Origin of the sequence: Clostridium cibarium (assembly GCF_014836335.1) — a bacterium.
GTDB lineage: Bacteria > Bacillota > Clostridia > Clostridiales > Clostridiaceae > Clostridium > Clostridium cibarium.
On sequence record NZ_JACSRA010000038.1, the window covers coordinates 14,475 to 27,696 of the forward strand.

The window sequence follows — 13,222 nt, forward strand, 5'->3', positions numbered from 1 at the left end:
CCAGTGAAATTTCATTATTCCATTTTACTTTTTTTATAATATTTCAATAGCATTGAATTTACATACATTTTTACACAAACCACATCCTACACATAAGTCTTTATTGATTTGTATATAATCATTTGTTATTTCTATAGCTTGGCAATGAATTTCAAAACACTTACTACATCTTTTGCATTTTACTGAATTCACAACAAACTCTCTCTTTTCATTAGATTTATATTTTTTTAAACATTTGCTCTTACATATAATTACACTTGGTCTTTTTTCTCCAAGTTCATTCTTAAGGATTTTTTCAAATTCTTCTACTTTAATAGGATCAATTACGTATACATTTTCAATGTTTATTGCTCTTACAAGCTTTTCTATATCCACTTTGCAAGTAAATTCTCCTTTTATAGTAAATTCATTTCCAGGATTATCTTGCTGTCCAGACATAGCAGTTATAGAATTATCTAATATAATTACAGTAGCAAATCCTTTATTATGGATTAAGTTAATTAATGATGTTAATCCTGAATGAAAAAAGCTTGAATCTCCTATAACTGCTACAGCTTTTCCTTCTATCGTTTCATTCCTTACTTTCTGAATTCCTTGTATCATTCCTATACTTGCTCCCATGCATATACAAGTATCCATAGAACCGAAAGGTTCAAATGATGTTAATGTATTACATCCAGTATCCCCAAAGACGATAAGATCTAATTTTTTTAGTACATATGAAACAGCTCTATAAGAACATCCTACACAAATGGTTTGTTGATTATTGGCTAAATCCTCCTCTTTATTTTTAGGAGTCTCTTCTAATCCTATAATTTTGCTTTTAATTATTTCTGCCGACAATTCTCCAGTTATAGAAAATAAATCTTTACCAATAACTTTTACTCCAAGATTCTTTATCTCGTCTTCTAAAAATGGTTCAAGTTCCTCAACCACATAGATTTTCTCACAAAATTCACAAAATTCTCTTATTTTATCCTTCGGCAATGGAAATGACATTCCTATCTCTAAAATAGATGCCTCTGGAAAAGCCTCAATTGAATATTTAATAGATATTCCACTACTTATTATTCCAAAACTACTGTCTTTTTTAATTATTCTATTAATAGACAAATCATTAGAACATTTTTCAAGTAACAATTTTCTTTTTTCTACAAATTCATGTTTTCTTCGGGAAATTGGAGGAAATAAAACATACTTATTAATATCTTTTTTGTATTCCTTAATTTTCTGCTCTACTCTATCCTCTATTTCTACTAATTCATAACAATTAGCAACTCTAGTAGTAATTCTAATCATTACTGGTGTATCATATTTTTCGCTAATTTCAAAAGCTAACTTCGTATAACTTTTACATTCTTGTCCATTAGCTGGTTCTAAAATTGGGATTTTAGCTGCCTTTCCATATAATCTGGAATCTTGTTCATTTTGAGAACCAAATATTCCCGGATCATCACCTACTACAATCACTAATCCTCCATTAACTCCAGTATAAGAAGAATTAAATAATGGATCAGCAGCTACATTTAACCCCACCTGCTTCATAGAACACAATGCTCTTGCACCTCCTATAGATGCTCCTAATGCAATTTCTAATGCAACTTTTTCATTAATAGACCACTCCGCATTGATTTCTTCATATTCTGATAAACATTGAACTATTTCTGTAGTAGGTGATCCTGGATGTGCAGTAGCTACTCTTACCCCTGCTTCATACGCTCCCCTAGCTATAGCTTCATTTCCAACTAAAAATTTCTTCATATATTTCATTCCTACTTTCTGTTTATAGTAAAATTATTGCGCACACTCATATTACCATAACATATAATTATTTCAAAATAATGTATAAAAATAAGTATCTTAAAAAACATTTTAAGATACTCATCTTTATAAAAACTTATATATTTATTAGAATTAGTGTTAATTCCAAATTTTATTTGCCCATTCTGGGTGATCAATAAAAGGATTTCTATTATGTTGATACTTGTTGTATATTATATCATTTCTTCTCATCTCACTTACATCTACAGGATCTTCTGCATTCCATTTAAGTAAAGTGCTTAATTTCCCAAAGTTTGGCGCAGTCCCATTATTAACCTGATTAACTAATTCTAGATCCGGTTCTCCATTGCCCCCCTCATATCTTACAGCCATATAAAATAACATTCTAGCTATATCACCTTTTACACTATCTCTTGGTTCCCATGAATCACTATCATGTTTGCATTCAGTAGCTTCTCTATCAGGAGTTCCACCCTCATCAAAATCCAAATTTCCTCTTGTGCTATTTACAGATACGTCAGCTGCTCTTAAATGATGTAAATCTGTGCCAGCTCCTACTCTGGTTCCAAAATTACCGTGAGACTTTGCCCACACATGTTCTCTGTTCCAATTATCAACACCTGATCCATTTGTATTTTTACCTTGCGAACGACCTGTATAAAGTAGTATCACATTATTAGGATTGTTAGGATCCTCATCGGTATCTTTTATTCCATCCCAAACAGCATCATATGATAATTTTTTATTGTTTGAAATTATTCTATGAAGTGCTGATTTTAAATCTAATCCAGTCTTTCCTATAGCTGAAAAGTAATAAGTAGTATCATAAGGACTTAAAACTCCTCCTGTTCCAAAACCATTACCATTATCACTGCTTCCTCCATTATTGTCATCTGAAGAGTTTTCTTTTGCTATACCTGTAATATTCTTTATTCCAGCATGATTAAAATATGAATTTAAATAACCTGTAACTTTTATCTCAGTACCTTTCAAGGTAGGATTTGTCTTTAAACCAAAAGAGCTTCTATATTTGCTTGGAATTTGAACGTAAATCATTTTTGAAGTACTAGACTCTGATTTACTATCAGCAATAGCAATAGCTGTATCACCAATAAATCCACTATTTAGAACTTGGTTTGTTGACGATGGCTCACCAACAACATATCCTTTAACTATTTCCAAAGTATTATTTTGATTTTGTATAGCATCTGTTACTGAATATGTAGCCTTACCTAAATCTGCTTCTATTATGGAATATGCCGTCTTAGGTATATAACAAAAAGTAAACAAGGCTAAAATAAGCACAAATGAAATTATATACCTTTTATCTTTAATCTTCTTTAAACTCAAATTTACTCCCCCTAAATTTATATTATTACTTAATATATCCTCCTTTTCTTATGAATTTGTCGTTTAATAATCTTAATACTGTGCCTACTTGTTATATATGAAGCTCATCTTAAATAGTTATATCTAGGCACCAATATTTCACATTATACCATTTAATATTTAAAAAGTTAATACTTTCCTGTAAGTTGCACTAACATATACAAAAAATATGTTGAAATTATATATATATATGTGCCCTTTTGCTTTTTTCAAGAATAGTATATATAAGGATATTAAATAATATTTAGAACCTAAATTTTTATAAACAGGAGATAAAAAAATGGATAACGAACAACTTTTTTGTGATACTACAAAATGTAATGCTAGTGTTGTAAGTGCAGATACACTTACACCTGCTGAAAATTACCCATTATATGGTGGAGAATATAAAATTCCTAGAGTTCTTGCTGAATTTGTAATTCAAATAGACTCTGAATCTATAATTAGACTTAATGAACCTTCTTATGAAATAAAAAGAATAGAAAAACAAATATTTTTAACTCAATGTAGATATATCGCTCCTACAGACAAAGTTTTTATAGAAGGATATATTAGAAAAAATATAGAGTATGCTACCAAAACTTGTACAACAAAAACTGGAATAGGTGGATCTATCAAAGATACTACTGTTCATATTCCATTTAAAGCTTATACTAAAGTAAATTTCGGTGAACATCTTCCAAAAGTTAAACCAAATGTACCTCCTATGGTAGCTAGATACTTCGACGAAAAGAGAATGGGAAAAGATATGAGAGAAGCAGATAGATCAAATATAGAGATTTTCAATGAACCTGTTTATTGTGAACTTGAATGGTCAGCTGTTTTCGATGCAGATATAGATGGTAAAGGTTATCCAATTCATGGATTCCCTAATGAAAAAGAATTCCAAGAATTCACTGATAAATCAGTAGTTTATCTTTGCATGAAATTACTTCAAAAACAACAAGTTTGTTTACCAGATGCTAAAGAAAGAACTAAAAAAACACCTTCTGCATTAGATAATGAATGGAATTTCCTTATTTCTGAATTATCACACAGGAAATAATATTGTTTGCTGTAAGAGGATGCTCTTCAATGATGATTTTAATAATCACTTTAAGGCTCCTCTTTCTTTTTGCAATAAATCTTCTAATTATATTAATAGATGAATATACTCTAATTAGCAATTGCATATTTCCCATTTAGGAGGTTAAAATGAGTAAAGCTTATTTGACTATAGATGATGGTCCAACTAAAAACACAAAATCAATTACAGATTTTTTAATAAAAAAAAACATACAATCTATTATGTTTTTTACAGGTATACAAACTATAAAAAACAGAAAAGAAGCTATATATGCAATACAAAAAAATTGTATTGTAGGCAACCATAGTTTTACACATCCACATTTTTCTGAACTCGATTTAGATGAATGTATTTCAGAAATTGAACTTCAAGAAGAGCAACTTAATTTATTATACAAAGAAGCTGGAATTCAAAGAAGATATAGAATATTTCGTTTCCCATATGGAGATAAAGGTGGTAAAAATAAAGATGCTTTACAAAAGTATCTAAAAAATAGTGGGTTCAATAAATTTAATGATAATAAAATCACATTTCCATGGTATTATGAATCTGGACTAAATAAAGACATTGATTTATATTGGACCTTTGACTTTTTTGAATATAAATTGGAATACAATAATGGATTTACTTTTGAAGATATTATTAAAGAGATTAATGAAATGAATCCCAAAGAAGGAGCACCACTTCTTGCTCCAGATGTCTATAATATTGTTTTAATTCACGACCATGAAAAATGCGAAAAATCCTTACAAAATTATTTCTATGACATAATAAATTATGTTTTAGACCAAGGTGTTGAATTTATTAAACCTGAATTTATTAAACCAAGAAGTTGGCTTTACATTTAATTAAAAATACTATTTTTGAGAGGTTGTATTTAAAAGCCTAACCTCTCTTAGTTTTATTCTTACTATTATGAAAAATATTAAAACCCTTACCTTTTATGGTAAGAGTTTTAATGAAATTTCATTTATACAATTTTTTTAATTAATACTTTTGTTATTCTCTTACTATCACAATCAAGCACTATAAAAGCATACTCCCCAAAAGTTACTTTGTCATTAACTTCTGGATAATCCTTTAGTTGTGAATAAATCCACCCTCCAATAGTATCTATATTTTCTTCCTCAATAGATATTTCTAATAATTCATTTATATCTTCAAGAATTAACTTTCCATCTACAATATAACTACCATCTTCAGTTTTAATAATGTCATCTCCATCATCATCAAATTCGTCTTGAATTTCACCAACTATTTCTTCTAAAATATCCTCTATAGTTACTAGTCCAAAAGTGCCTCCATATTCATCAATAACTATAGCCATTTGCAATTTTTCTCTTTTAAATATCTTTAAAAGTTCACTTATTGACATAGATTCTGGAACAAATTTAATTTCACGAATAATGTCCTCTATATTATCATTATTTCCTTCAATTTTCATTTTATATAAATCTTTAATGTGTACAAATCCAATAACATTGTCTTTACTTTCCTTACATACAGGATATCTAGTTAATTGCTCATCTAAGGCATATTTTGTAATATCTTCAAAATCATCTTCTAAATATACACATGCCATATCAGTCCTTGGTATCATTATATCCTTTACCGTTGTTTCTGAAAAATCAAATATATTATCTACAAATGTTAATTCAGTTTGATCAATTAACCCATGCTTATAACTTTCTTCAACTAAAATTTTTATTTCTTCATCTGTATGAGCCTCCTCATGTTCATCAACTTGAGAAACTCCAAATATTCTCAAAACTAAATTAGTGCTATGGTTAAAAGCCCACATTATTGGAAAAGTTATCTTATAAAACATTATAAGTGGTAAAGCTGTATAAAGTGCTATTTTTTCCGAACTTATAATAGCTAATGATTTAGGTGCTAATTCTCCAAGTACAATATGAAATCCCGTAATTAGTGCAAATCCTAATAAAAATGAAATTGAATGCACAACACTTTCAGGTAAATTAATTATTTTAAACAATGGTTCCAATAAATTTGCTATAGCAGGTTCTCCTATCCATCCGAGTCCTAAAGATGCTAAGGTAATCCCTAACTGACATGCAGAAAGATATGAATTTAAATCTTTTACCACATTCAAGGTATGTTTCGCATTTCTTTCTCCTTCAAGTACTAATGTTTCTATCCTAGATTTCCTCACCTTTACCATGGCAAATTCCGTAGCTACAAAAAAACCATTCATAAAAACAAGTAAAAACACAATAATAATATTTATCAAATTAACCATATGTTAATAAATTCCCTCCCAAATCTTCCTATATCTTTTGTTTTTTAATTCTAACATAAATAATAATTATCATTATATCATATTTATTCATATTAATATATTTAAATAGATTAGTCTTTAATGTTATTTCTTATTTAAGTGTCAAAAATGCAATATAATTTAATATACCTATTCAAATTTAACTTCAGCCTAAAGTAACATGCATATTTACTTTCTAATTGCAAAAAACTACAACTAGAAATCATATGGAGGTGCTAAAATGATTGATAAGATAGGAAAAATAACTTTATATGTAAATAATCAAGATGAAGCAAAAAAATTTTGGACTGAAAAATTAGAATTTATAGTTAAATTAGAACAACCTATGGGCCCTACAATGAAATGGTTGGAGGTCGGGCCAAGCGAAAGCGAATTTACTACTTTCATTCTTTATGATAAAAATATGATGAAATCTCAAAAACCAGATGCTAATATTTCACATCCAAATGTATTGTTAAGTACAACTGATATTGAAAATGCTTATAAGAAAATGAAATCAAAGAATATTGAAGTTGAAGATATCATGACTATGCCTTATGGAAAAATGTTTTCTTTTAAAGATCAAGATGGCAATGAATATTTACTTCGTGAAGATAAATGAATATTAAAAAGATAGTGTAATAGATTTTTATAATATATTATACTATCTTAGCATATGGGAATGTAGATCATATTTATGACTAGTAAATATCTATAAAAAGTGTCTTAAATTGATTTCAAAACAATTTATAGACACCTTTTGAAAATTATATGTTTATTCCAAATGTTATTATATCCCCATTAACTTCTATGAATACGCTCCCATTCACCTTTTTGATAATTTTTTGCACATTATATAGCCCAAACCCTCTATCTTTAGACTTTGTTGAATATCCCTTAATAAAAATGTTTGATACATCTATATTAGTTGAGTTTTTAACTGTATTTTCTACAATAAACTTATATGTATCTTTATCATTTTTATTTTCTTTTAAAATCGTTAGACTTACAATTTTTCTTTCACTTTCTTCAGCTGCTTCAATTGCATTATTTAATAAATTACTAAGAATAATTACAAGTTCTGAATTATCTATATTCAAATTTTTTAAGTTTGTATTTATTTCATATTTAAATTTAATTTCTTTATCTTCTGTCTCACATATCTTACTATATATTAGTGCTTTTAAAATATTATTATCTAAGTACATTAATCTAGTTAAATAATCATTGCTATTTGTACATTTTATATAATCTTTTATTAAATCTTTAGTATTTTCCCCATCGGAAACTTCCAGCATTGTATATATAATATTCAAATGATTTTTATATTCATGTTCTTTAGCCTTCAAACTTTCAAAATACTGTTCTAAAATAGGATTATATTGATTTTCTATACTTTGAATATTCCTTTTCTTTATCTCCTCAGTTGTATTATTTATTAATTTCATATTTACCAATATCATTCCTAACGCTATTACAAAAATAATTCCTAGTTCTATTCCTTCTAAATTCAACCTATCATTCAAATATTGAAAAAGAAATAATATTAATGAAAAATTTAAAATATGCAAAAGATACATTTTTATATTTTCTACAATTTTTTCTTCAATATCTAGTGCATATTTCCTAATAAAAACTTTTGTAAGCATTGTTATGATAGATAATATACAGATTAGTAAAAACGGTAATGAATAACTCCTTTCATAACTGGATAATAACGGAAGTAACACACCTACCATCGCTTCACCTATCAATAAAAAAAAGAATGAAACAAAAAGTCTAACTATTACTTGATATGTATCTATCTTATATAATAATTTAAACAATATGAATATAATAATTATAGATATAATTAAATTAATCAAATATACATCCAAACTTCTTAAATAATAATGTGGAATGATACAAATAACTGCCATTATTAATTTAGAGCTACAATTTTTTAAATTTATTTCTTCAAATAGCATAGTATATATCATCAATACTGCAATTACTTCAATTAAAGAATTAATCATATATTAACCTCCAAGGCCTTAAAAACATTATCGATATAATTAACTGAAGCTTGTGCTATTTTTTCTGTTTCTATAAACTTAATAGTCCAAAGTTTTGTATACTCTTTTTCTATTTTATCTATGTATCTTGTATTTACTATATATGATTTATGAGATTGAACAATTGTTTTAGATGCAATTTGATTATAAAACTTACCTAACGATAACTTTTTGCATATTATATCATTTTTAGTAGTATGTATTATACATTGCCTTGAATTATATTCTACAAAAATAATATCATCATGATAAACCTTAAAAGTCAAATTCTTATCTATTGGCACTATTGAATAAGCCCTTTCCGTAAAGGAATCATGAAAATCATTCTTATTAAAGATATCTATAGCTCTTTTTATATCTTTAACATCATATGGTTTTACTAAAAAATCATAACAATGTGTGTTTTTAAATGCATCTACAATTTGAAACACTTGATTTGTTATAAATATTACACCTTTTAGTTCATACCCACTCATTTGCCTCACTTCTTTAACTAAATCAATTCCAGATCCATCCTGCAATTTGACATCTACAAAAAACAAATCCACTTCAGTTATATTCAGTATTTTCCTAGTATCCCTGCAGCTATACGCTCTGAATACATTTATACTCGGATAACTTTTTTCAATTAATTTTGCAAGATTTTCATTTTGTATAGTCTCATCTTCTATTATCAAAATGTTCATTATATCACCCAAAAACATTGTAACATATTATCCAATTTCAGTATATATATATTATCTTTGTAATAAAAAGGCATTCCAGTAAATAGGAATGCCTTTTTATTACTTCTTTTCTCTTAAATCTAGTGGCAATTTGCATTCTTCCCACCATACTAATGATGGTTCGTCTATACTTTTTTCTCCCACCTTTAATGATGCTTCCATTAACAAATTGGTTAATTGTTTTTTTGCTTTCAAAATATCCATTCTAATTCCTCCATTTCATTTTTATCTAATTTTCTAAACAGCTTTCTCACAACAACCTAGTTCAATCTCTTTTTTTATATATTCACAGATTATGTAAAGTGCTGTCATTAAGACTACGTTAATATATACATAATTATTGATTAGTATAGTGGAAAACAAAATAATTAGATATATAGATAGAACCTTGAATCTTACCTTGCAATCTTGTGATTTAGTTCCTTCTTGTACTATTCTTGTTTTATATTTTACTCTTGATAAAACAGCCACCACGATTATACTAACTAAAACTTGTAATGTTAAGCTTGTCCCTTTTATATTGGATGATAATATAAATATTGCCACATAAACTAAGATAGTTTTAATAAAACAACTAGCAAAACTCTTACAATGACTTCCTCCAATATGTCTTCTTATTCCTACTATCAATACTGTTGCAATGGTAAACTCAGGTAACTTATTCCATAGCATTGCCATTGCAAATAGAAAAATAAACTTTACTGACTCTTTAATAGTAATTTCAACTCCATATCTAATTCTATCGATTTTATATATATCAGATATATCATTACTTTCTGCTATGAAATTGGTTATCTTACTTATAATAGTATCCAACTATAATTCCTCCACTATTCTAACCATTAATTACTTAATAAATATACTCTTTTTCAATAAAAAGAAATATCTTTTGTACAAAATTCACTTATAAATCTATATAATTACTACTTTCTATAAAAACTAATTCTATCTAATTACTAAACATAACTTTTATACCTTAAATCGAAACTTTGATACACAACTTGATAAAAAAAGCTATTAGTTAGCTAAAATAAACCTATTATTAAATTTATGAGGTTTTATTTATATGTGTATTCACGAATTAACAAAGCAAAAAAAAAAATATATAATAATCTGCCCAAAGGAATATTCAAAATTTATAAATAATTTCACTCTAGATTTAAACAATCTACTATTAGTAAATATATATCCCAAAAATTATATTGAAAAAGTAATTTCAAATATTCAATTTTTGTTTAAAAATAATAATCAAAGCGTTCCACATTGTTTTGCTATTGAAACCTTAGATAACAGTATTAGTGTGTATAAATGTTATTTAAAATAGCTGTAGCAGAACTTTCTAATTCATAATTAATTGTTGAAAATTGAGAATTATTTTGGATGAAACTCTTGCAGAATTTCCAAACTATATCCTTATAAAAGTCTGTTAACATATAAAACGATCATTAAGATTTTTATCCATTAATTCTCAATTATCATATATAAACTACTAAATTTCACCTTACAGATTTGGCCCTATATATCTTTTATACTTTTTCAAATTTTCAGTTTTAATACTTGCCTGAACAGCATTTTTAGGACAATAATTATAACATTTCATACATAATATGCATTTGTCCTCAAAAATTATTTTTTCATCTCTATTCTTAATATTTTGCATTGGACAATTTCTAATACACCAACCACATCGATTACATTTATCATTTATATAGAATCCCTTGAAACGATTTCTAACGAGTTTCTCTCCTATAAATCTTTGTGATGTCCCATATATTCTTGCAAAAATATTTTTACCCTCTATATAATCTTCCAAATTTATAATTCTTGCACATACGTTACCTATTTTTCTATATAGTATCTTAATTCTTGATTTTCCCGTATTTAAATCTATTGCAGATGACTGACACAATGAAGATAAATGTAAGTTATTGCCTAAAATAAAATTGGCTGATAGAAATATTTTGTATCCTTTCTTCCTCATTACTTTGTGGGTGTATAGGTTAACATCTCCTGCTATATGACCTGTTGTAGTAATATAGAATATAGGAAGTTTTTCTGCTGAAGGCAACCTTTGAAGAATTTCTCTTACTAATAGTGGTGCTTTAGATGAGTATGTTGGGTATGCTATCCCTATCATATCAACTTCAGTCACCTTTACTGAACTTATATCAAATATGCTATTTAGAGAATATAAGTATACTTCTTGATTTTCCGCTTTTAACATTTTACTCAGGGAATCTACTATCCATTTTGTATTTCCAGTCCCACTAAAATATAAAATTGCAATTTTCATTTTCTCCCCCCTGATTATTATATGTAAACTTAATCCATTACGAGAATTATATCACATTATTGTTATCAACAAAAATAAAACTATGTTAACCCATCTAAAATTACTGGTATAAAATGTCATAAAAAGTATTAATATAGTCTTAAAAAGGGTATTAAGTAGAAAATATTCATTTACGAACTCAAAATACTATTATAGGATTTTTTATAGATAAACTTACCTGTTGCTAGTATATTTTTATTAAATACCTATTTATTGAATTAGGTAAATATTTTAAAAGTGAGGTTATTATGAAAAGAAGTTATATAAAAAGAAAAATTCTTATATCATTTGTAGTTGCTATTAACATTTCACTTTGCTTTAATGTACAAGCTTTTGCTACTTGGGATAGTTTGCATTCAAGCTATGCCACATATACTGGTTCAGGCTATTCTGGTGGTGCTTCTCTTCTAGATCCTATTTCTCCAGATATGGAAATTACCGCTTTAGATCCTGATGATTATAACTATAACGGAGTTAATGCAGCATTAGCTGGCGCATATCTAGAAGTTCAAGGCACAAAAGGAAAAACCATTGTTTACGTTACCGATTTATATCCTGAAGGAGCTAAAGGTTCATTGGATCTTTGTCCAGCCTCATTTGCTAAAATTGGTAATATACCTGATGGAAAAATCAATATAAAATGGCATGTAGTAAAAGCCCCTGTAAAAGGAATGTTTTCTTATAGAATAAAAGAAGGTAGCAGTCAATATTGGGCTGCAATTCAAGTAAGAAATCATAAATATCCTGTTATAAAAATGGAATATCTTAAAGATAATACTTGGATTAACATGCCAAAAATGTCATGGAACCATTTTGTTGGTACTAATATGGGAACTAAAGCTATTAAAGTAAGAATTACAGATATTAGAGGCGTTACAGTTACAGATACAATAAATTCTTTACCTCAATATGGAACTTCTCAATCTTATATTGTTCCTGGACATGTTCAACTTCCTGACACAATAATTTCATCCAATAATTTGGTTTATTCAACTACTAATTTTAGATAAGAGTTTCACCTCGCAATTTTTTCACATAATCGCACATGAAATTCTTATTTTGTACAGTTCTTAACTCATTGCACATTTTTACTATTAGATATTAACTTAATTTTGATCAATTAGAAACTAAATGATTATTTTATTTAACGTTCTCTCACACTAGTGTATGTACCCGTTTTGTGTATACGGCGTTTCATTAGAATTTAATGTATGATTTGATATGTTTGTGTTGACTAATATCTCCTAGCGATTCTAGGTATTTATTATTTAAAGACTTGTTTAAAATCGGGCTGTTGGAGATTCTCCAATAGCCTTTTGTTATATTTGCATATTTCCACGCTTTGTATTTATTAATTCCTAACTTAGTTCCAATATTCTTCCATTTCCCCATATATAAGCTCTTAGCCTTCTTCTAATCCATTTGTCTATTTTCACACTTAATGCATATCTATGAGGCCTCCTCAGGTAAGAATATGTACTTTCACCGATTATCGCGTACCCATGCTGGGCACACCAATAAAAAAAGGATAGTTTTCACTATCCTTTTCTCAATTACCTGGCAACGTCTTACTCTCCCACACAGTCTCCCATGCAG

General features: G+C 27.6%; 12 protein-coding genes. 4 read left to right on the plus strand and 8 right to left on the minus strand.

All coding sequences use genetic code 11. The features are described from left to right. Window positions 1–33 precede the first annotated feature (33 nt). Both H9661_RS17660 and H9661_RS17665 read right to left on the minus strand, forming a co-directional pair. Window positions 34–1,761, minus strand: a complete 1,728-nt coding sequence (locus tag H9661_RS17660) for an indolepyruvate ferredoxin oxidoreductase subunit alpha (protein ID WP_191770087.1) — start codon at window positions 1,759–1,761, stop codon at window positions 34–36. Window positions 1,762–1,920: 159 nt separating this feature from the next. Beyond that, window positions 1,921–3,132 carry an endonuclease gene (locus tag H9661_RS17665; protein WP_191770089.1) on the minus strand — a complete coding sequence of 404 codons (1,212 nt, stop codon included), beginning with the start codon at window positions 3,130–3,132 and terminating at the stop codon, window positions 1,921–1,923. Window positions 3,133–3,451: 319 nt separating this feature from the next. Here H9661_RS17665 and H9661_RS17670 point away from each other — a divergent pair, with 319 nt between their 5' ends. Together H9661_RS17670 and H9661_RS17675 are read left to right on the plus strand one after the other, a co-directional pair. Beyond that, window positions 3,452–4,216, plus strand: coding sequence for a CsxC family protein (locus H9661_RS17670; RefSeq protein ID WP_143318509.1), 765 nt, complete (start codon window positions 3,452–3,454; stop codon window positions 4,214–4,216). A gap of 149 nt (window positions 4,217–4,365) precedes the next feature. Continuing rightward, window positions 4,366–5,085, plus strand: a complete 720-nt coding sequence (locus tag H9661_RS17675; protein WP_143318510.1) for a polysaccharide deacetylase family protein — start codon at window positions 4,366–4,368, stop codon at window positions 5,083–5,085. Between the two features lie 122 nt (window positions 5,086–5,207). Here H9661_RS17675 and H9661_RS17680 read toward each other — a convergent pair whose 3' ends face one another. Then, the gene (locus H9661_RS17680; protein ID WP_191770091.1) at window positions 5,208–6,497 is read right to left on the minus strand and encodes a hemolysin family protein; all 1,290 of its coding nucleotides are present in this window, start codon (window positions 6,495–6,497) and stop codon (window positions 5,208–5,210) included. Window positions 6,498–6,756: 259 nt separating this feature from the next. On the opposite strand from H9661_RS17680, the gene H9661_RS17685 reads away from it, so the two are divergent. Next, window positions 6,757–7,137 (plus strand): VOC family protein, encoded by a 381-nt coding sequence (locus H9661_RS17685; RefSeq protein WP_143318512.1) that lies wholly within the window; start codon window positions 6,757–6,759, stop codon window positions 7,135–7,137. Window positions 7,138–7,282: 145 nt separating this feature from the next. On the opposite strand, the gene H9661_RS17690 is transcribed toward H9661_RS17685, so the two are convergent. The 5 genes from H9661_RS17690 to H9661_RS17710 all read right to left on the minus strand — a co-directional run bounded on the left by H9661_RS17690 (window position 7,283) and on the right by H9661_RS17710 (window position 11,587). Beyond that, window positions 7,283–8,530: a sensor histidine kinase gene (locus H9661_RS17690; RefSeq protein WP_143318513.1), complete on the minus strand. Its 1,248-nt coding sequence runs from the start codon at window positions 8,528–8,530 to the stop codon at window positions 7,283–7,285. Continuing rightward, window positions 8,527–9,255 carry a LytR/AlgR family response regulator transcription factor gene (locus H9661_RS17695; RefSeq protein WP_185966907.1) on the minus strand — a complete coding sequence of 243 codons (729 nt, stop codon included), beginning with the start codon at window positions 9,253–9,255 and terminating at the stop codon, window positions 8,527–8,529. The genes H9661_RS17690 and H9661_RS17695 overlap by 4 nt, the downstream gene beginning before the upstream one ends. A gap of 99 nt (window positions 9,256–9,354) precedes the next feature. Then, the gene (locus tag H9661_RS17700; protein WP_185966908.1) at window positions 9,355–9,498 is read right to left on the minus strand and encodes a hypothetical protein; all 144 of its coding nucleotides are present in this window, start codon (window positions 9,496–9,498) and stop codon (window positions 9,355–9,357) included. 33 nt (window positions 9,499–9,531) lie between these two features. Continuing rightward, window positions 9,532–10,110, minus strand: a complete 579-nt coding sequence (locus H9661_RS17705; protein ID WP_143318515.1) for an accessory gene regulator B family protein — start codon at window positions 10,108–10,110, stop codon at window positions 9,532–9,534. A 685-nt stretch (window positions 10,111–10,795) separates the two neighbouring features. Beyond that, entirely contained in the window at window positions 10,796–11,587 is a 792-nt protein-coding gene (locus tag H9661_RS17710) for an EFR1 family ferrodoxin (RefSeq protein WP_143318516.1), read from the minus strand. A gap of 287 nt (window positions 11,588–11,874) precedes the next feature. Here H9661_RS17710 and H9661_RS17715 point away from each other — a divergent pair, with 287 nt between their 5' ends. Continuing rightward, window positions 11,875–12,636 carry an expansin EXLX1 family cellulose-binding protein gene (locus H9661_RS17715; RefSeq protein WP_143318517.1) on the plus strand — a complete coding sequence of 254 codons (762 nt, stop codon included), beginning with the start codon at window positions 11,875–11,877 and terminating at the stop codon, window positions 12,634–12,636. Window positions 12,637–13,222: the final 586 nt, after the last annotated feature.

Coding starts and splice junctions, on each gene's coding strand:
- H9661_RS17660 (WP_191770087.1), bottom strand. CDS start 1,761: ATGAAGAAATTTTTAGTTGGAAATGAAGCTATAGCTAGGGGAGCGTAT.
- H9661_RS17670 (WP_143318509.1), top strand. CDS start 3,452: ATGGATAACGAACAACTTTTTTGTGATACTACAAAATGTAATGCTAGT.
- H9661_RS17675 (WP_143318510.1), top strand. CDS start 4,366: ATGAGTAAAGCTTATTTGACTATAGATGATGGTCCAACTAAAAACACA.
- H9661_RS17680 (WP_191770091.1), bottom strand. CDS start 6,497: ATGGTTAATTTGATAAATATTATTATTGTGTTTTTACTTGTTTTTATG.
- H9661_RS17685 (WP_143318512.1), top strand. CDS start 6,757: ATGATTGATAAGATAGGAAAAATAACTTTATATGTAAATAATCAAGAT.
- H9661_RS17690 (WP_143318513.1), bottom strand. CDS start 8,530: ATGATTAATTCTTTAATTGAAGTAATTGCAGTATTGATGATATATACT.
- H9661_RS17695 (WP_185966907.1), bottom strand. CDS start 9,255: ATGAACATTTTGATAATAGAAGATGAGACTATACAAAATGAAAATCTT.
- H9661_RS17700 (WP_185966908.1), bottom strand. CDS start 9,498: ATGGATATTTTGAAAGCAAAAAAACAATTAACCAATTTGTTAATGGAA.
- H9661_RS17710 (WP_143318516.1), bottom strand. CDS start 11,587: ATGAAAATTGCAATTTTATATTTTAGTGGGACTGGAAATACAAAATGG.
- H9661_RS17715 (WP_143318517.1), top strand. CDS start 11,875: ATGAAAAGAAGTTATATAAAAAGAAAAATTCTTATATCATTTGTAGTT.